The sequence below is a fragment of the Hornefia porci genome, assembly GCF_001940235.1.
Classification (GTDB): domain Bacteria; phylum Bacillota; class Clostridia; order Peptostreptococcales; family Anaerovoracaceae; genus Aminicella; species Aminicella porci.
Window position 1 is genome coordinate 2268992 of record NZ_MJIE01000001.1, and the last position, 19576, is coordinate 2288567.

A 19576-nucleotide genomic window follows, 5' to 3' on the forward strand; every position below is an offset into this window, starting at 1 on the left:
CCACAAAGAAATACTCAGACAGGATATATCCTGTTTTTATCCCGTTTTTATCCTGCTTTTATCCAGATAAAGGCGCCGGCTGCCGAACATCCCGCGAGGCTCGCTGTCCCGTCCGACGCTGCCCGACCTGCCCCGTCAGTCCATATCGAGGAAATCCTTCAGCCCCATATACCGGCTGCCCCGGACGCCTTCTGTCGTTTTCGCGTGATACAGAGAACTGATCAGAGCTTCCTCGACAGCCTCCACGGACGCCTCGAACACGCGGTCGATGTTTTCGTCGAAAAACATTCCGTATTTCAGAAGATCGTTCTCGCTGTAATGGGAGCATCGGTTGGCTGTCGTGAAGGTGATCGCGATGTCTCCGCTTCCGTTTCCGCAGTAAGAGCCGGTTCTGGCGAGGGCGACCATGGCTCGTCTGGAGACCCGGGTGAGCTGCCGCTCTGAAAGAGGAAGATCAGTGGCGATGAGGATGATGACGGATCCCCGGTCTTTGTCCTCTCCGGCCGTATTGACCGCACGGGTTGTGCCGTCGGCGCATCCTGAGCTCTCGGCGGCGTTTTCGTGGTTCGCGCCGCGCATATTTCCCTCAGCGGCGCATCCGGCTGCCTTTGTGGTATCATAATGAACTCCGTCGATGACGAGATTGCCGGCGGAACCGTAATTGGTCATGACGAGCGCCCCGATCACGTACTCGCCGCCGTCCGCGGTGATCTTCCGGGAGGCGGATCCGATTCCGCCCTTCAGCCCGAGGCAGACCATTCCGGTTCCCGCCCCGACGGCGCCCTCCTCAAAATCCTCGGAGGCGCTGTCCAGTGCCTGACGGACATGCTCCTCCCGGACATGCAGTCCCCGGATATCATTGAGTCGCCCGTCGTTGCATTCGGTAACAAGACAGTTTACGGTTCCGGTGGATACGCCGATGTCCTCATTCTGTTCCAGCATATATTTTGTGAGAGCGGTAAACGCGGTTCCGATGCTGAGGGTATTGGTCATCACGATGGGAGTCTCAATAGTTCCCAGCTCCTGAATCTGCACCAGCCCGATGCTCTTGCCGAACCCGTTGAGGACGGAGCAGCCGGCCATGACTTTGTCCCTGAAAAGATTGCCGCCGTGCGGAAGAACGGCGGTTACGCCGGTGTTGATCTCTCTGTCCTGCAGAGTCACCTGACCGACCCTGACGCCCTGCACGTCTGTGATTTTGTTTCTGTCTCCCCGCTCAAACTTCCTGTGAAGCCGGATGGGGGCGTCCGATGGAATGCCCATAAAAAAATCCTCCTTGCTCATGATAATTTTCTGTCTGCAGGTTGTCTGCCCGTGTTTTGTTACTATTCTATCACAGCAAGATGTGTGCCACAAATTTTGTTCCGCGATTTACAGACAAAAGGCGTTTCAGGATAAAATATTAATTGAACCACAAACGCATCAAACTGTGATATAATGGCAGTAACAAAAGAGACGCCGTCTGCCGTATCGCCCCGGCGCTGCGGTCGGCAGGCAGGGTGAATTACAACGAAAGCGAGACAAGACATACATATGAAACTGATATCATGGAACGTGAACGGGCTCAGGGCCTGTCTGAAAAAAGGGTTTGAGGACGTGGTCCGGGAGCTGGACGCGGATTTTTTCTGTATTCAGGAGACAAAGATGCAGGAGGGGCAGGCGACGCTGGACCTTCCGGAGTATGAGGAGTTTTTCTGCAGCGCGGAGCGTAAGGGCTATTCGGGAACGGCGGTGCTTACAAAGAAAAAGCCGCTGCGTGTGCAGTATAATTTCGGGGAGCACACGGACGAGGGTCGCGGGATCATTCTCGAGTATGAGGATTTCTATCTGGTCAACGTCTATGTGCCTAACAGTCAGAATGAGCTGCGGAGGCTGGATTACCGGATGAAATGGGAGGATGATATCCGGGAACTGCTGGTGGAGCTCGACCGGGAGAAGCCCGTGATCCTCTGCGGGGACATGAATGTCGCGCATGAGGAAATCGACCTGAAGAACCCGAAGACGAACCGCGGCAACGCCGGATTTTCTGATGAAGAGCGGGCTAAGATGACGCAGCTCCTGGAGGCCGGCTTCACCGACACTTACCGGTATCTTTATCCGGATACTGAGGGAGTGTACAGCTGGTGGAGCTACCGGTTCAACGCCCGTAAGAACAACGCAGGCTGGCGCATCGACTATTTCATCGTCAGCGACCGTCTGCGGGATAAGATTGTGGACGCGAAGATCCACACGGATATCATGGGGAGTGACCATTGTCCGGTGGAACTGGAAATCAGACTTTGAAACGGGGGAGATTATGGAAAAAAGAATGACAGCGCGGCGCGCACTGACGGCCGCGGCAGCCGGAACTGTGGCCGGGGTCACCGCTTACGGTCTGTACAGGGGACTGAAGCACAGCAACAGGGCGCTGGTCGCAACGGAGTATCGTCTCCGCTCGGAACGTGTGCCCGAGGCATTCGAAGGATTTCGCATCGCGCACATTTCCGATCTGCAGAGTGAGTATTTCGGGGCGGAACAAAGGGATCTGCTGGAGATGGTCCGGAACGGGAATCCCGACCTCATTGCGATCACCGGGGATCTTGTGGATCGCAATCACACGGATTTCATGGCGGCACTGAAGGCGGTCTCCGGCTTTCTGAAAATCGCGCCGGTGTATTATGTGAACGGGAATCACGAGCTGCAGATCCGCCAGACCAGGATTCATCCGTTTTATGAGGAGCTGAAGCAGCTGGGGGTGCATGTCATGCTCGACCGCTGTGAGCAGTTTGAAAGGGACGGATCCCACATCAATATCATGGGTGTCGCGGAAACCAGCGTATACGCCGCCAAGGAGATCGGATGGGAGCTGGGAACCCGCTTTGAGTCTGCCGTGCTCCTGGAGAAGCTGCGGGATATCTGCGAGGAAAAGGACAGCGCCTTCACGATCATGCTGACTCACGAACCGCAGTACCTGACTGATTACGCGACGACTAACGTCGACGTTATCCTGTCAGGTCATGCACACGGCGGTCAGTTTCGTCTGCCGAACGGACAGGGCCTGTATTCCCCGGGGCAGGGCGTGCTCCCGAAACTGACCAGCGGCTTCCATATCGAAGGCCGCTCAGCCTTGCTGGTGAGCCGCGGACTGGGGAACAGCGTCTTCCCGTTCCGCCTGAACAACCGGCCTGAAGTGGTCTTCCTTACATTGAAGAGGTAGCCGCCGCGATGGATCTGCGGCAAACTGTCGACGGCCGCGGCAGGCCAACGCCTGAATCGCCTGCGCCGGCGCCTGCAGACCTGCGATGAACCGCCGACGGTCGCGGCTGGACTGTGCCTGAACCGTTCGCGCCGGTGGCCTGCAGACCTGCGACCGCAGCGCTTTTCGGCCCTGAAAATCATCGAAATCAAGCGGGTAAGAGAAAAGACTTTCTTTTTTCTCCCGCTGTTTTTTTGCGTCGATTTAATTGACATATTATACCAGTAATGGTAATATCGACCTTACAAAAGGGTTGCTTAAAAGAAGGAAAGGAGAACTTATTATGCCGAATGAATTTACGTTTGAAATCAGAAAACACCTCGGGACCCTGGCGGTCCGGAACAACGGCTGGAGCAAGGAACTGAACATCGTCTGCTGGAATGACCACTCAGTGCCGAAGTTCGATATCCGGGCCTGGGACAGGAATCATACGCATATGTCTCGCGGAATCACACTGTACGCAGATGAAATGCGCCAGCTGGTATCTCTGTACCTGGCGTATCAGAATCAGAAGACGGTGGATGAGGCGAAAGCAGATCAGGAGGCCGACCGGATGGAATATCTTGAGTATCGGAGGAAGACGGAGCAGTACCGCGCTGCTTCTGCCGCGGAGGAAACGGCTGCGTATGCTCCCAATAACCGGACCTCACCGGATATCGGTGCTCCCGACCGGAACGCCATGGCAGACGAGCCGCTTGCTTCCATGGAGGAGGGGGCGACGGAGGTTCCGGAGGAATCTGTACCCGGACCGGAAACGGATGAATATGCTCAGGATGTCCCAATGGATGTACCCATGCCGGTAAATCAGGACTCCGGTGCAGATGCGGCCTGCGCGGCGTTTTAATGAAATTTCGGAGGTGTGAAAAATGCTGAAAGGAAGGATAATGATTGAACGGTTTGTGATCTGTCTCATCGGTTTGAGTGTGGCGCTGACGCAGATCATGCCGGCCTGTGCGGCGGAATCCTCCGACGGAGCCGCATCGGCGCGTACAAAGGAAAGCCGGTCCGGGCTGCTTCTCCCGGACGGCGGACGGGAGAAGGCGGAAACGACTGTCCGGGTTTCTTACAACAAAAAAGAAATGAAGGAAATCAAAAAGGATCAGAAGGACGTTGTGAAGGAATTGAAGCAGGAGGATTTTTCGGGACTAGATCCGGGCGAGGTGGATGATGTAATGGAAAATGTTATGGAAGACTGCTACGATGACGCATCGCAGATCATGGAGGAGAAGACGTCAGAGCAGACCGCCGGGACAGCCGCGAAGCCTGTCAAAGCCGCAGGGAAGTCGGTAAACCCGGCAACGGGAGCTGCCAAAGCAACGGCGAAATCTGCCGAATCAACAGCGCGAACAGCCAAGGCTGCGGCGAAATCTGCCGGTCCGGCAACGGGAGCTGCCAAAGCGGGGAACCTCGTGTCAGTCGATTCCAATCTGAAACCGGCAACCTATAATATCGATGACAACGTGACTGTGACATTTGATGAAGAGAAAATTGCGCTTGATATTCTGGAAACCGGCAAGGAAGAGAGCGCTGGTGCCTCACACGGATTCCTTTCCCGGCTGACCGCTGTTTTCGCGGAACCGTGCTTCGCCGCCGGCGGAGATAAAACCAGGACGGCGTCTCACCGCACCAGAATCTATGACAGCTGGACGAAGAAAAAGTGCTTTGAGTGCTTTGTGGAAGCGCGTTTCACCTACAACAAGAAACGCAGGAGATGCACCGTGGAGACCCTGAGCCACTACGCCAAAAAGTTCTCAATCTTCACTTTGTTCTCCACCGTCCACGACAGAAAGTACACCGTAGATGACGACAGCCGCAGATCCCGGATCTGCCGTCAGGAGGGCTACATCCGGACAGGTATCAAGGTGCGCGGACAGCTGGTGGAACTGTCAGATTACTACGCCTGCGCGGCTCTTTCCTGCAATTACAAAGGCAAGGTCACCCGGAAAAGCAGAACAGCATGAAGCGAACGCCGGGTCAGAGCCGCGACCCGGAGACAGAGAACATGATACATGGAGGCGAGTAAGTTGAATGGAACATTTACGCAGCAGACGCTGCTTCTGACACTTCTGACCGCAGCACTGGCGGCCGCGGTCATATATTTTCTCGTGCGGCTGATCCGGGCACTGGAGTCCCGGAGAAATGACCGGAACGGGAAATGCGGAAAATGCAGCGAAGGCTGCTCCGGATCAAAGGATTCACCGGAACAGTCGAATTAGCGAAGCAGCGCGAACGGAATGAGTCTGCCGGCGGTACCGCAGCGCATCATCCGATGCCAAGTCCCCGCCGGCGATTGTTGAACTTTCACAATTATATATATTCCCCGTCCCGGTATTTATGGTATAATGTTTGTTCAGAGGATATCAGACTGCAGCGTATAGCATCAGGTCAGACATGGAACGGCATGGAGGTATGTATCTTGAAAATCAGACTGAAGACGGAACCCCGCGGCGAATTTCGGGACTTTGAGGTGAAGAAGGGAACCCGGATTGAGGAGATTTACAGGCAGGTGAGGGATGAGCTCCCTTATACTGTCCTGCTGGCGAAGGTGGGCAATGAGTATCAGGACCTTAATTTTGTGATAGAAGAAGAGTGCAGTGTGGAACTGCTGGATGTGCGGACGCAGGCCGCGAACCTGGTTTATCAGTATGGACTGGTTCTGATTTATCTGACAGCGGTTAAACATGTGCTGGGCGATACGGAGATGATAATCGACAATTCCCTGAATCAGGGGCTGTATGTCTACGCGCTGGAAGGTGCGTCCGGACGGGAAATTCACCAGATTGAGGATGAAATGCGGCGGCTGGTGGAGGAGGATATCCCCATCGAGCATCATCGCTATTCTTCGGAGGAGGGGATTAAACTTCTGATTGAGATGAAGCGCTACGCCAACCTGCGGGAGCTGCAGTTCCTGCCGGAGAAGGAGCATCTGGATTTCTACCGGCTGGAGGATTATCAGGATTATTTTTACGGTAAAATGGTTCCTTCAACCGGCTACATCCGGCACTTTGAGTTGCGGTCGTACCGCGGCGGCGTGCTGATCCGTTTCCCGCTCCCGGCGAACCCGGACGTGATCCCGGAGTACAAAGATCAGGTCAGGCTGGCAGAGGCCTTTGACGAGCAGGGACGCTGGGATCGTCTTTTGGGCGTGGATTATGTTGGTGATCTGAACAAAAAAATCGTCCGTGGTGAGGCGAAGGAGCTGATGATGCTTTCGGAGGCACTGCACGAAAAGAAGATTGCGGAAATCGCGGATATGATAATGAAGCGGAAGAAACGGATCATTCTGATTGCGGGTCCGTCCTCCTCCGGAAAGACCACATTCGCGCGTCGGCTTTGTATCCAGCTGAAGGTCAACGGCATGGACGCGCTGTACATGGGAACCGACGATTATTTTGTGGAACGCAGCCAGACGCCCCTGGACGAGCACGGCGAGCCGAATTATGAAGATCTGGACGCCATCGACATCGGACTGTTCAACCAGAACATGAACGATCTGCTGGCAGGACGGGAGGTCGATCTGCCGACGTTTAATTTCATTGAGGGAAAAAAAGAATACGGTAAGCGCATCACCAGACTCAGGCACGGCCAGCCCATTGTAATTGAAGGAATTCACGGTCTGAACGGGAAACTGACGGAGCAGATCCCGGCCGAGGAGAAATTCAAAATCTACATCAGTCCGCTGACCCAGCTGAATATCGATGAGCACGTGCGGATTCCGACGACGGACGAGCGAATGCTCCGGCGCATGGTACGGGACTATCAGTTCCGCGCCCACGACGCCCGGAGCACCATTGCGGACTGGCCCAAGGTCCGCGCCGGCGAGGACAAAAATATTTTCCCCTACAGCGACGAAGCGGATGTGCTGTTCAACTCATATCACGTCTATGAAATCTCCGTCCTGAAAAAATACGCACAGCCCCTGCTGGAGAAAATCCGTCCGGATGAGCCGGAATACGCAGAAGCCCAGCGGATTCTGAAGTTTTTGAACTTCTTCCTGCCCATCGAGGACGATTCCGTGATCGTCAACAATTCGATTCTCAGGGAATTCATCGGCGGCAGCGTTTTCGTCGAATAAACGCCGGGTTCGCCGCGCGCCGCGGGAGCACCGGAGCATTTCGCTGCGGGAGCGCCGTCTGAGGGGACCGTGCATCCTGCGCTGTCCGCCGCACGCCGCGGGAGCACCGGAAAGTGCGTTGAAAACAGGAAATAAAGACAGTAAAATACCGCCCGAAATGTTCGGACGGTATTTTTGGCATTTTCAATAAACTGTCTGGTGCATCTGCAAAACCGTAAATTTACAGGTCTGCCTTCCACAAACCGTGGAGTGTGCAGTATTCGTAAACGGCAACCGGTTTTTCTCCGGGAGCGACGGCAAAGACTGCCTCCGGCTTATCCGTGGGCTTCAGCCATCTGACCTGAAGGCTGTTTTCGGTTTCCAGCAGGATGCTGGCGATATAGTGCTCATCGGTCATCGGGTGCTCCACGCTGCCGACCTTGACGCTGACTTTGTCGCCTTCAACGGTCGCAACCGGTACGTGCTTCTCCTGTGCCGCATCGGTAGTGTTTGCTTTCAGGAGCTCCATGGGCTCCCCGCAACATACGATGGGAACTCCGGATTTATGAGCCATGATAACGATATTTCCGCAATGTGCGCATCTGTACATTTCTAACATAATGTTTCCTCCCTGTTAAGAACTTTAAGTTGTATGACCATTATATACCCCGCGGTGCACAAAGTAAACAGCAACAATTGCGGAAAATTCAGACGAGAGGGCAGATGAGGCGGCAACCGGGGCGGTACCCGAGCCGACAACCGAGCCGGCAACCGAGGCGGTGAGGATGCGAGAGAGATTCCTCCACACTCTTCGGGAAGGCCTTTGTACAAAAAGAAAATTTTGTAGGTTTTGTGGGTTAATTATTAACCTATAAAACCTACAAATCTGACTTTCCGGCATAAAGCATCCGGGAAGGACAGGGAGAACCTGCCACGTAATTCCCCGTTCGGGACCTGCCACGCAATTCCCCGGCCGGAGTTCGGCCGTAACTCGCCCGAGAAGCACATTTCCATGGATTGAGGATGATTGACGCAGCTGTCTGTGCATGGCATAATGGAGGAAAGTCAGAGCAGGGGGGATGCGAGATGAAAGAATACAAAAAGTTAGAGAAGAACGCGTTGAAGTACATGTACGTGGTTAACGGGATTGCCATTGCGATTTATGCGGTGGTATTTCTTGGCGTTGCGGCCGATCTCTGGTTCGGATGGATTTTCCCGGGAATCCCGCATCGGCAGATTGCGGCGGTCGTTGTGCTGGCGCTTTATGTGGCGCTTGCTGTGACGAAGATTTTGTCACCGAAAATACTTTATCACTGGTACAGGTATGCCATTGATGATGAAGAAATTAATATCCGTTCCGGAGTTTTTGTTAAAAAGACTGAAATCGTGCCTATCGAGCGGGTGCAGAAAATCGAGATGAGCCGGGGCCCTGTCGAGCGGAGGTACGGTCTGGCTTCGGTTTCAGTTGTGACTGCGGGCGGCGACGTGGATGTGCAGTATCTGCCGGCAGCGGAGGCGGAGGAAATTGCGGTATCGCTTAAGCGCAAGGTGAGCCGGATCGCTCAGGGAGAGGAGGTCCGGGCATGAATGAAAATGAGAGGATTGTTTACCGCAGTCATTTCAGCGTTCTGATTACCAAAGCGACCGGTGTGCTGGCCGCGCTGGCTGTAATCATTGTGACAAATCTGCGGGATGCGGAGACCCTTTTTCGTGAATTGCGAACGACCGGCGGCGTCCCGTCCCGGTACTGCCCGGTTCTGCTGGGGATCCTCGGGATGATTTTGTTCCTCGCGGCCCTTGCGGTGAGGCGCTGGCGGCGGACGTACATTATCCTTGACGGAACGAATCTGATTGTGCATCGTGCGACTATGGTTGACAGACAAAATATTATCGACCTGGCGACGGTGTCCAGTGTCAACCTTGAACAAAATCTTTTACAGATGATGCTCGGCGTCTATCGTATCCGCATCGATACTAATTCCGCCTCGACGGCTGAAGATACGGATGTAGACCTGGTTCTGGCCCGGGATAAGGCGGAGGAGTTTAAAAGGCTGGTGATGAGCCGGATGGGCTCGGAGAGTCCGGTGCCGGTCGATCCGCGGGAGCTGTATCATAACGGAATTTCCTATGGCACCGGAGCGGTGCTTCGCCATGCGCTGTTCTCCAACAGTATTGCCGGGCTCCTGATCGGCGTCGGCGGACTGATGCTGGGGAGCGGGATGCTGATTGATGATATTCGAGGTATTGATACCTCAGGCCTCGGGGAGTTTCTGACCAGCCTGGTGGTGCTGCTGGTGGCGGTCTGGTCGCTGGTCGGCACGCCCGTCAAAAGTTTCCTGCATCTCTATGATTTCCGCTGTATGCGGCACGAGGATTCGCTGCGCTTTGCATACGGTCTGACCAGGAGACGGGATTTCTCGATTCCGGTCAGTAAGATTCATGCCGTGACGGTGAATCAGGGTGTTCTGGCGCGAATTTTCGGCTGCGAGGAACTGAAAATCTCCGTGATCGGGATGGGTGATGATGACGACGAGGTATGTAATCTTTCCCTCTATCTGAGGAAGGACAAAGTCACCCCGCTTGTGAGCCGGCTGCTGCCGGAGTATGAGCAGCTTTATCAAATGAAATGGGAACGAAAGCGGACGATACTGACGGCGATAGACGCAGTTCGTTACGTGCTGATCTCGTCGGCGGTGATGGCGGCTGCCTGGCTTGTGATTCCATTGTCGTTCAACTGGAAACTGCTGATTGCGGCGGGCGTTCCTGCCGCCGCGGCGGTATGTTCTGTGTCTGCAGGCGCAACAGCGGGTCTCGCACTGGCAGAGAATGGCGTGGTAATCCGGGAGGGCATCTTCGATGCGACGCGGACGCTGGTCTTTTACAAAAAACTGCAGACGATGCGCTACGACGGAGGGCCGATCTGGCGTCATTTCGGCGTCAGTGAAGGAGTCCTCACGATGTTTGGCGGAATGTTCGGATCGTCGATATCGGTGGACGCTTTCCCGACCGAGAAATTTGAAGAGATCGCGCGCCGCATGTGCGAGGCGAGATGCTATTCGCCGCGTTTTGAACAAAAAAACGTCCGGAACGATCTCTCATAAGCTGAGACAATATGGGTCATCATGCTTCGCCATTTTCATAAATTCTTTTTCTCTCATATGAATTCCTCCTTGATTTTAGGCAAAACAAAACGACAGCCGGAATTGACTGCCGTAATAGTTTGCATGTATGTGCAGTTTGTAATGATATTGTATTGACATTAAACGAATAATTGCATATACTGACTACAGAAGAGAGGTGATTTTATGGCGACTACAAATTTGAATATAAGAACCGATAAGGAGATCAAAGAGCAAGCCGAGCAGATTTTTTCAGATCTTGGATTGAATATGACAACTGCAGTGAATATATTCCTGAGAGCAGTCATCCGAGAAAATGGAATCCCTTTTGATCTGAAACTGGAGGTTCCTAACAAAGTAACCGCCGCAGCGATTGAAGAAGGCAGACGGATTGCTTCAGATCCTGATGTAAAAGGCTATGCCGATATGGACGAACTTAAAGCGGCACTTGATTTCTGAACTCAGAAACGACGTGCTCGTATTGATGCTTTATCGACTCGGATCACATTCAGAGTTATTCAAAAAAATAGAATACTGAAAAATCGAAGAGAGGACGAGTCAGGTATATCTTTTGCCTGATCCCGTCCTTGCAGGGGAGCCGAAAAAAATCCGCTGACCATTGAAATCAGCGGAATTCGTTGCAATGCGCAGTCGGTTTCAACCGAATCGGAGATTCGGGAAACCGTTGCAGCTGACCTACCGCAGTGCTTTCGGCGCTTACGCTTGAAATCACTGGGTTAGGAGCAAGCAAAAGGTTCAGAGTTTTACCTCTGAACCTCAAAAAATGGTGGAGATGATGGGAGTCGAACCCATGTCCGAAAGCATTTCCGCAGCAGTTTCTCCGAGCGCAGCTGATGGTTTAGGTTTCGCTCGTCTGTCCGCCCGTCAGCAGGCTGATAGATCCGCTATCCCGTTGTTCCCTTGCAGATCCGGGAAAGTCTGTAAGGTTTTCCTGTATAATTCGATGCCAGGCATCCGGCCTACAGGGAAACCGGAGCTGACACGCAGCGCTGCTTATGCAGCCAGTGCGAAATTGTTATTATTATTTTTAGCGTTTATATTTAAACGGCCCTTTTTAACGCAGACTGGGCGACTGCGGCTCGCTTCTGCTGTTTCTACACCCCCGTCGAAACCTTTACACCCCCGCAAAGATCCGCCGGATATGGCGAACTGAATTTGTACTAATATTATACACGACTTTCACAAAAAGTAAACAGATCATCAATCGTTTATCGCCTCGCAAGTATTAATCGCCTATAATCTCACAAGTCGCTCCCGCAAGGCATCCACAGATCATCAATCGTTTACTGCCTCATAAATCGACGACGTTTACTGTATAATCGAGGGATTCGATGAACCGGATCACGTCGCCGGTGCGAAGGAAAACCGTTTTCTCATTGGTGTTCGGATGGAAACTCATGCGGTCAGCCGAGATGATTTCCCGGTCGATGAAGACGCGGATGTCGTGATCCGCGTTGCTGAGGAGCCCGAAAGGTGATACGACGCCCGGCGGAAGCAGCATCTTCTCGTAAAGACTGTTTTCCGACGCCATCCGGATACCCTTTGTCTGCGTCAGGTCCCCGAAAGCTTTCATATCCAGGCGTTTCCGGTCATCCATGATTACGAGAAAAAACTGAGTCTTCTTTTTGTTCGTAAGGAACATCGTTTTGGTTCTTACGCCTTCGATACCTTCGATGAAACGGTCCGCCTGTTCGGTTGTGAGCGCGGCTTCGTGTTCCACAAGCTGAAACGGAATGTTCAGTGCGTTCAGATGTTCTTCCACGGTTTTGTAACGATCCATGGTGTGCCTCCTTTGTGAGACGGCTGCGCAATCTCCGCAGAGTCGGTTCACGGTTTCAGCGAGATGAATTCACAGGGAAAAGTTGATGATCACGTTCAGCGCATGCTCCGGATCCGACGCACGCTGAATCGCAGAGTCAATGTCATCAAGCGGATATTCGTCGGTGATGAGGGTTTCCAGAGCTGCGCCCTCCGATGACATGATGCGGAAGACGTCTCGAACATCCTCCGGCGCGTAGCCTCCGGAGCCGATAATGCTCTGCTGTGCATAAGTCATATGAAGGAGATCGATGCTTCTGGCAGTGTTGTTTACCGCGACCGAGACGAATCGGCTTTCGATTTTTCCGTGTACAAAGAACAGGTCCAGGAGCGCAGACGCTCCGTCGGCGTCCAGCATGATATCGATATCGGCGGTTTTTCCTGTCAGCGACGGTGCTTCGTCGAAATATTCGCAGGCTTTGGAAACAAAGTTTTGTTCGTCCCTCATATTAAATACTTCGAACCCGAGCCCGGCAGCGATGCCGAGCCGGAGCTCCGACAGATCGCAGATCATGACTTTGTCTATGCCGAAATAGCGAAGAGCCGCGACCGCGGCAATGCCGATCGTCCCCGCACCGAATACCACGGCGTGTTCGCCCGCTTTCGGCTGTGAGCGGCGGGCGGCGCGGCAGCCTACAGTGAAAGGCTCCGTCAGGCAGGCGAGTCGATCGGAGATTTTTTTCGGTACCGGATAAAGGGAATGCTCCGGCTTTGCCTCCGGAATGAGAATGTATTCTGAAAATCCTCCCAGAGTTCCGGCGCGGGAAGTGTCATTTTTTGCGTACAGAGGATAGGGATATACGCGGTCACCGATATGAAAGTCTGTCACGTCGCATCCGACGGCAGAGACGACGGAGACGGTTTCGTGACCGAATTCGCCGCCGACCGTGATGCGATGACCGGTCCCCGGACCATGAGTATAGACGGCGGCATCCGTTCCGCATATACTGGAAAAGATATTGCGAATCACAACATCCCGCGGCCCCGGTACGGGGACCGGGACTTCCCGCACTTCGACAGATTTTTTTCCAAGATAAACGGCAGTTTTCATATTGTTTCTCCTATTGATTTCAGCGTTTTGACAACTCCATATTACAGTAGTGACATTGACTTTGCAATCGGCAATAATGAGATAAATGTTGAAAATTTCACCCGGCTTATGGCCGCCGGGCGCTGCTGCAGGTCATGTAGATGATCTGGGTTTCACTGCTTAGTGTCTGCAGCAGGTCGAGCGCTTTTCTGATGTGGCGGTCATCCAGATTGACAAACGGGTCGTCCAGAATCAAAAAAGGCTTTTCGTTTCTGAAGAGGGAGTCGATCAGGGCGAGGCGCAGGCAGATCATGACCGTATCTTTCTGTCCGGCGCTGAAATATTGCAGACTGCGTCGCTGCTCGCTGCGGCTGATCTCCACATTCAGATCTGTATCGAGATAGAGACGGTTCTCCGCTTCTGAAAGCGTGTTCACATAATGCGAAAGTCTCCGGAGGATCGGTCCGGAATAGCGTGCGGAAAGAGAATCCTTCGCTTCTGCGAGAAACTGCATGGCTGCATCCAGTAGATCTGCCTGCCGGTTTTCTTCCCGGATCCGAGCGGTGAGGACAAAAATTTCGTCTGTCTTTGCGGGAATCTCATCCAGTTGCCGATAAAGCGTCCGCAGCGTGTTTTCAATTTCTCCGATGCGCTGACGATCCCTGCTGATTCGGACCGACAGCGCGTGGAACTGCTCTGTCGGGTCGAGCTGCGCTGTCGTGTCAGGCCGCGCTGCCGGGTCGAGCTGCTCTGTCTCTGCCGGGTTGCTTTGCGGCGTGGATACGCACTCCTCAGAGGGAATCTCTGTGGGGGTGTCGTCTTTCTCGCAGAGGTTTTCTGAGAGCTCTGCCTGATGCTCCCTGCGGAATTGCTCCAGTCGCTGTCGGGATTCGTCCCGGCTCTTTTTTAATGCGCCGGTGATCTGGCGGCGTCTGACGGCGAGAGCATCAGACCGGTTTTTTTGTGCCCGCAGTTCTGCTACAGCGCTGCTCAGATCCTCCGCATTGTCGAGAAACGGCGACATTTGATGCACAAGCCGGTAGGAAAGGCGGTCGATCTGACTGTGCAGACCGTCCTCCGGATCGCTGATCAGTCGGAGCCGGCGCTGAAGCTCGCAGAACTCTGCCAGCAGTGCGGGATCCTCGACGGCGGGGCCCGGGGCTTCAGTGTGCGGCGAGCGGGGGATGCGTCCTATGACGGACGGGATACAGCCGAAAAGCACCGCAAGGATACCGGCAAACACAAGCAGGCCTCCGGGGAGCAGTGATGCCTGATGCGACAGCAGCATCAGAAGGATTCCGCCGATGATTGCGCATATGCCGGGGAGAACAGAGAGACGCCGCCGAAGCCGGCGCGGCGAAGCTGCGGCTTGTCTGTCGGATTGCTCCCGGTTCTCCGGGGCGGCTGAACCGTCCGGAGACCCGCTGCCCCGAGCAGGAGAGTCAGTCCGGAGGTGACCGGAAGGGCTGTCCGGGCGGCTGAACCGCCTGCTCAGTTCTGCGTATCGCTGCTGCTCCTGCGGGGAAAATTCCAGCAGCTCAAGCTGACTGTTCAGCCGGTCAATCTGCCGCACTATCGTTTCTGCCTGCTGCAGCAGATCTTCGGAGGGAGCACCGTCAGGAAAGCCGTCGTCGCTGAGAATTTCAGACGCATGTGCATATTGTCTGTCTGCCTCCTCACAGGCCAGCTCGAGATCCCGGGCCCGTTCCCGGACGGAGCGGACAGAAGCTCTTTCTGAACGTCGGACAGCTGACTGCTCGAGGGCGTCCCGGCGCTGCAGATTTTCCCGGAGACGGGAGCTTGTCTCCGATGCTTCGTTTTCCAGCCGGCGGATCTGATTTTTCAGACTGTCTTTGACGCTGACCTCACTGTAAAGCTCCCGGAGCCGTCTTTGTGATCCGGCGATGCTCCCGCCCTGACCGCGGAAAGGACGCAGTCCTGTCCGAAGCTCCCGGAGTTTTGCGACGGCGGAATCGTAATTGTTAATGTCATCGGTATCCTCCACCAGTCCGCTGATCTTGCTCTGGATGTCATTGGTGAGCAGCGGAGAATGTCCGGAGGCGCTCCTGCCTGCGGAACTTTCCGCGGTCTGCGGCATATATGTGCTTCGGCGGAAGGAGTCGGCGTCGATTCCGAACAGCTCCGTTCCGATGTTTTCGGAGAAGTCGGAGGATCTCCGGTCTGTGCTGCCGCTGTACAGCGCAAAACGGTCTTCGCGGGGAGTAACGCCGAAACTTCGCTCAATCCGGTAGGGCTGTTTTCTGTACAGGAATTCCAGACTACCGCCGAAGACGCCGCCTTGCCACGGCGTATACAGCTCACGGTAATTATCGGGAGCATTGTGACGTTTCTTTTTGGAGAATCCGTAGAACATGGCGGTGATGAATTCCGCCAGTGTGGTTTTTCCGAACCCGTTGGGTTCGTCGATGACAGTCAGATGCTCCCGGAAATCCAGAGAGCAGTCATGGAGACCGCCGAAGTTTTCAATATGACAGCGAAGCAGCCTCATAATGTGATCTCCTCTCCGCCGAGCGCCTGAAGACCGGCCCGGATCACAGCGTCTTTATCCCGTTCGGGGAGCTTCGATGCGAGTACTTTTCGGATGAATTCTCCCTTCAGGGAAACGTCGCCGAGGAACGTTGCGGGATCGATGGAAACGGAGGTTTCGTTAAGGATTTCCGCATAGAAAAAAAGCGGCGCAAGCTCCTGCTCCAGGGCAGGGAGATCAATCTGTGCATCCGGGGCACACGCTCCGGTCAGAATAAACCGGACCAGGCTTTCCGGGGGGATTCCCTCCGCCGTGTCCCGCAGCCGCTGCAGAATATCGGGGAATGTACGGCAGTCCGTGATGTCGGTGGGGACGCGGAAGAGCATTCTCTGCGCATGAGGAACAAAGGTATGTTCCAGATGATTTCCGGAGACGCTCAGGAGAACAAAGCCCTTCTCTCCGCATTCATCAAATCCGCGGCCCTCCGGGCAGCCGCAGTAGCAGTAAATCCCCCGTTCGTCCAGTGTTCCGTGCCGGTAGCTGTGCAGGTGGCCCAGGGCAAGATAGTCGATTCCTCTGTGCTGCAGAGCAGGCAGCGGAATCAGATCGGGACCGGCCTGGGATGAAAAGCTGACCGTGCAGCGTGACGATATTGACCTGATCCGGATCCGGCGAGAGGGCGTCGAAGCAGCCGGAACTGCTCTGCGGGTCCGGTTCGACGCCGGTAATGTCGACGTTTCCGTAACGATAGGTCTGCCACTGACTGCGGAATGTCAGGAGGTTTTCCGGGAGCCCTTGCAGTGGAAAAACACGTTCGGCGCTGTCATGATTGCCGCTGAGGTACAGATAGTCGATTGCCGGAGTCCGTCGGATAATGTCCAGCACGGTTTCCCTTGTTCGGGCCGTGACGATGTCCGCATCAAACATATCGCCGGCAATGATGATTCCGGTCACATGCTGCTCCTCAGCCCGTCTGACTATGCGCTCAAAGGCCCGGACGATTTCATAGCGCCGTCTGCGTGCATCCTCGCCGGACAGTTTCGTCTCCAGACTGGAATCCAGATGCAGGTCGGAACAGTGAATGAATTTCAGCGGTTCTCCGTCGGACTTTCCGGCAGCTCCGGGTGCTCTTGCAATAATGTTCATCGGTCCTTCCGTCATTGAAAACTCCTCTTCACAAATGAATTTTGCTGTAGCTATAGTATAGCGAACATTTGTTCTTTTGTCAATCGGAAGAGCGTTGACTCCGGCGGGAAGGGCTGTGCGGATCTGATCGGGCAGAGGGGTGCCGTCCGGCGTATTTTCAGTGATTCGGGGTGCTGCGTTCGACGGGGGGACAGGCGGAGCACTCCAAAAAAATAAAAAGAATCAGTAAAACCCCTTGCAAAATGAAAAATATTTGATAAAATATATTTGTACAAAATAAAAATCGAAACAACAGAACGTCGGCGAACCGATGAACCGGTGAACCGGGAAAACCAACGGAACGAGCGCCGGCCGATAAGAGGCAGGCCGGAAACAGAAGGAGGAAGACAGAATGAGTATATATGATTACAGTGTGGAAAAACCGAACGGAGAACAGCAGGCTCTCGCGGATTACAAAGGGAAGGTCATGCTGATCGTCAACACAGCGACAGGATGCGGATTCACGCCGCAGTACGAGGATCTGGAAGCGATGCACCGTGATCTTCACGAAAAGGGTCTGGAAATCATCGATATCCCGTGCAACCAGTTTGCCGGACAGACGCCAGGGACCGATGAGGAAATTCATCAGTTCTGCACACTCCACTATAACACGGAATTTCCGCAGATGAAGAAGGCGGAGGTGAACGGCGAGAATGAACTGCCGCTGTATCGTTATCTGAAGGAGCAGAAGGGGTTTGAAGGGTTCGGTCACGGACCTAAGGCTCTGGCGATGAGCGCAATGCTGAAGAAAATCGATAAGGATTATAAGGACAATCCGGACATCAAGTGGAATTTCACGAAATTCCTGGTGGACCGCGAAGGAAATGTGGTCGCGCGGTTTGAACCCACGGCGAAGATGCAGGATGTCCGGCAGGCCGTAGAGGAGCTGCTGGGATGAGCGCTGACCGTAAACGGGAGACAGTGATGACAAAGGATACAGCTGCCGATGCAGACGAGGCGCTGAAGCTTGAGAATCAGCTTTGTTTCCCGCTCTACGCCGCCGCTCGGAGCGTGGTCGGCGCCTACACCCCGCTGCTGAAACCGCTGGGTCTGACCTACACGCAGTATATCGTAATGATGGCACTGTGGGAGAGGGACGATGTCACTGTGGGGGAACTGGGAAAACGACTGCGTTTGGATAACGGAACCCTGACGCCTCTGCTGAAGAAGATGGAAAAAGCAGGACTGGTGGAGAGGAACCGGAGTGCGGAGGATGAGCGGCGCGTCAAGATCACCCTGACAGACAAGGGCCGCGATTTGAAGAACGGGGCGGGCAGGGTTCCCGCCGAAATGAGGCGATGCATGCCGGCGGATTTTACGCCGGAGGACGCACGGACGCTGTATGCTTTGTTATATAAATTACTGGGAGATTAATAATAAAAACGGCGGCGGCCCTGTAAGGGGAGCGCCGTCGATTGCCGGGGAGGCGTAATATATGGGAAATTCAGAGAATAAAGTTCCGCAGAATCTTATGGAGAAAAAAGAGGATCGGGACAGGATCATCGTCCGCACAAGTGTGATCGGAATACTGGCGAATGTGTTCCTTGCGGCGTTCAAGGCCGCGGCGGGAATCATGTCGAATTCCATCGCGATTCTTCTGGATGCGGTGAACAATCTGTCCGACGCATTGTCGTCGGTCATTACGATCGTGGGAACAAAGCTGGCGTCTAAGGCTCCGGACAAGAAGCATCCGCTCGGATACGGCAGGATTGAGTATCTCAGCGCCATGATCGTGTCGGCAATCGTGCTGTACGCCGGAATCACTTCAGCCGTGGAGTCTGTCCGCAAGATCATCCATCCGGTGAAGGCGGAATATACGATGGTTTCGCTGATTATCATCGTAGTGGCGGTTCTTGTGAAGCTGATACTGGGGAGCTATGTAAAGAAAAAGGGAAGGGATGCGAAATCCGGAGCTCTGACCGCTTCCGGTGCGGACGCACAGTTCGATGCGGTTCTGTCTCTTTCTGTTCTTTTGTCCGCGCTTCTGTATATTGCGACGGGAGTGTCGCTGGAGGCGTGGGTAGGCGCTGTTATCTCCGCGGTGATCATCAAGGCCGGCGTCGAGATGATGATCGATACGCTGAACGACATTCTGGGGAAGCGGGCGGATCCCGAGACCACGGTCAGGATCAAACGCCTGCTGTCGGAGGAGCCGGAGGTGCGCGGCGCATACGATCTGTTTCTGAATAATTACGGACCGGATAAAAATTACGGTTCGGTGCATCTGGAGCTTCCGGACACGATGACGGTGGAGGAGGTGGATGTGCTGACCCGCAGGGTTCAGGAGAAAATCTATGCGGAGACCGGAGTCATCCTGACCGGCGTGGGGGTCTATTCCTATAATACCGGAGATAACGAGGCGGCCGGGATTCGCAACCGTGTAATGGAGACGGTTCTGTCCCACGACTGGGCGCTGCAGCTTCATGGATTTTTCGTGGACATGGAGAACAAAGAGATGCGCTTTGATGTGGTGATGAGCTTCGAAATAGACCGACAGGAGGGCGTAGAGGCATTAACGGAAGAAATCCGGAAGCTTTATCCGGATTTCCGTGTGAGCATTGTTTCAGATGTGGATATATCGGACTGATTCCCGCGGCATCAGTTCACAAAGACTGCGTCTTCAATG

Annotated in this window: 19 protein-coding genes and 1 other RNA gene; 12 read left to right on the top strand and 8 right to left on the bottom strand. The window is 54.3% G+C overall.

The window, feature by feature from the left end; translation table 11 throughout:
• Nucleotides 1-135: 135 nt before the first annotated feature.
• A complete protein-coding gene (locus BHK98_RS10520) occupies nucleotides 136-1263 on the bottom strand; it encodes a DmpA family aminopeptidase (RefSeq protein WP_075714088.1) in 1128 nt (375 codons plus the stop codon).
• 270 nt (nucleotides 1264-1533) lie between these two features.
• Here BHK98_RS10520 and BHK98_RS10525 point away from each other — a divergent pair, with 270 nt between their 5' ends.
• The 6 genes from BHK98_RS10525 to BHK98_RS10550 all read left to right on the top strand — a co-directional run bounded on the left by BHK98_RS10525 (nucleotide 1534) and on the right by BHK98_RS10550 (nucleotide 7310).
• Nucleotides 1534-2283 (top strand): exodeoxyribonuclease III, encoded by a 750-nt coding sequence (locus tag BHK98_RS10525; protein WP_075714090.1) that lies wholly within the window; start codon nucleotides 1534-1536, stop codon nucleotides 2281-2283.
• Between the two features lie 13 nt (nucleotides 2284-2296).
• Nucleotides 2297-3196: a metallophosphoesterase gene (locus BHK98_RS10530; protein ID WP_083628243.1), complete on the top strand. Its 900-nt coding sequence runs from the start codon at nucleotides 2297-2299 to the stop codon at nucleotides 3194-3196.
• Between the two features lie 322 nt (nucleotides 3197-3518).
• Entirely contained in the window at nucleotides 3519-4079 is a 561-nt protein-coding gene (locus BHK98_RS13390) for a YdbC family protein (protein WP_075714092.1), read from the top strand.
• Nucleotides 4080-4101: 22 nt separating this feature from the next.
• Nucleotides 4102-5196 (top strand): hypothetical protein, encoded by a 1095-nt coding sequence (locus BHK98_RS10540; RefSeq protein ID WP_075714094.1) that lies wholly within the window; start codon nucleotides 4102-4104, stop codon nucleotides 5194-5196.
• A gap of 63 nt (nucleotides 5197-5259) precedes the next feature.
• On the top strand, nucleotides 5260-5451 hold the full coding sequence (locus tag BHK98_RS10545) for a hypothetical protein (RefSeq protein ID WP_075714096.1): 192 nt from the start codon (nucleotides 5260-5262) through the stop codon (nucleotides 5449-5451).
• A 200-nt stretch (nucleotides 5452-5651) separates the two neighbouring features.
• On the top strand, nucleotides 5652-7310 hold the full coding sequence (locus BHK98_RS10550) for a nucleoside kinase (protein ID WP_083628245.1): 1659 nt from the start codon (nucleotides 5652-5654) through the stop codon (nucleotides 7308-7310).
• Nucleotides 7311-7530: 220 nt separating this feature from the next.
• Here BHK98_RS10550 and BHK98_RS10555 read toward each other — a convergent pair whose 3' ends face one another.
• Nucleotides 7531-7908, bottom strand: coding sequence for a desulfoferrodoxin family protein (locus BHK98_RS10555; protein WP_075714100.1), 378 nt, complete (start codon nucleotides 7906-7908; stop codon nucleotides 7531-7533).
• 467 nt (nucleotides 7909-8375) lie between these two features.
• Between BHK98_RS10555 and BHK98_RS10560 the strand changes: the two genes are divergently transcribed.
• From BHK98_RS10560 to BHK98_RS10570, 3 genes are all read left to right on the top strand, one after another.
• Nucleotides 8376-8876, top strand: a complete 501-nt coding sequence (locus BHK98_RS10560; RefSeq protein WP_075714102.1) for a PH domain-containing protein — start codon at nucleotides 8376-8378, stop codon at nucleotides 8874-8876.
• Nucleotides 8873-10390, top strand: coding sequence for a PH domain-containing protein (locus BHK98_RS10565; RefSeq protein WP_075714104.1), 1518 nt, complete (start codon nucleotides 8873-8875; stop codon nucleotides 10388-10390). The genes BHK98_RS10560 and BHK98_RS10565 overlap by 4 nt, the downstream gene beginning before the upstream one ends.
• Nucleotides 10391-10594: 204 nt before the next feature.
• Nucleotides 10595-10867: a type II toxin-antitoxin system RelB/DinJ family antitoxin gene (locus BHK98_RS10570; RefSeq protein WP_075714106.1), complete on the top strand. Its 273-nt coding sequence runs from the start codon at nucleotides 10595-10597 to the stop codon at nucleotides 10865-10867.
• Between the two features lie 326 nt (nucleotides 10868-11193).
• On the opposite strand, the gene ssrA is transcribed toward BHK98_RS10570, so the two are convergent.
• From ssrA to BHK98_RS13240, 6 genes are all read right to left on the bottom strand, one after another.
• Nucleotides 11194-11553, bottom strand: a transfer-messenger RNA (tmRNA) gene (ssrA, locus tag BHK98_RS10575).
• Nucleotides 11554-11720: 167 nt separating this feature from the next.
• Complete coding sequence (locus BHK98_RS10580; RefSeq protein ID WP_075714108.1) at nucleotides 11721-12209, bottom strand: prolyl-tRNA synthetase associated domain-containing protein; 489 nt, start codon at nucleotides 12207-12209, stop codon at nucleotides 11721-11723.
• A gap of 69 nt (nucleotides 12210-12278) precedes the next feature.
• Nucleotides 12279-13298, bottom strand: coding sequence for a zinc-dependent alcohol dehydrogenase (locus tag BHK98_RS10585; protein WP_075714110.1), 1020 nt, complete (start codon nucleotides 13296-13298; stop codon nucleotides 12279-12281).
• Nucleotides 13299-13404: 106 nt separating this feature from the next.
• Entirely contained in the window at nucleotides 13405-15786 is a 2382-nt protein-coding gene (locus BHK98_RS10590) for an ATP-binding protein (RefSeq protein WP_075714112.1), read from the bottom strand.
• Nucleotides 15783-16151 carry a hypothetical protein gene (locus tag BHK98_RS13235; protein WP_083628250.1) on the bottom strand — a complete coding sequence of 123 codons (369 nt, stop codon included), beginning with the start codon at nucleotides 16149-16151 and terminating at the stop codon, nucleotides 15783-15785. Before BHK98_RS13235 ends, BHK98_RS10590 begins: the two co-directional genes overlap by 4 nt.
• An 82-nt stretch (nucleotides 16152-16233) precedes the next feature.
• Nucleotides 16234-16926, bottom strand: coding sequence for a metallophosphoesterase family protein (locus BHK98_RS13240; RefSeq protein WP_083628253.1), 693 nt, complete (start codon nucleotides 16924-16926; stop codon nucleotides 16234-16236).
• Between the two features lie 376 nt (nucleotides 16927-17302).
• Here BHK98_RS13240 and BHK98_RS10600 point away from each other — a divergent pair, with 376 nt between their 5' ends.
• From BHK98_RS10600 to BHK98_RS10610, 3 genes are all read left to right on the top strand, one after another.
• Nucleotides 17303-17848: a glutathione peroxidase gene (locus tag BHK98_RS10600; RefSeq protein ID WP_075714114.1), complete on the top strand. Its 546-nt coding sequence runs from the start codon at nucleotides 17303-17305 to the stop codon at nucleotides 17846-17848.
• A complete protein-coding gene (locus BHK98_RS10605; protein ID WP_281247624.1) occupies nucleotides 17845-18324 on the top strand; it encodes a MarR family winged helix-turn-helix transcriptional regulator in 480 nt (159 codons plus the stop codon). Before BHK98_RS10600 ends, BHK98_RS10605 begins: the two co-directional genes overlap by 4 nt.
• Before the next feature lie 61 nt (nucleotides 18325-18385).
• Entirely contained in the window at nucleotides 18386-19537 is a 1152-nt protein-coding gene (locus tag BHK98_RS10610; RefSeq protein WP_245796874.1) for a cation diffusion facilitator family transporter, read from the top strand.
• Nucleotides 19538-19576 lie beyond the last annotated feature (39 nt).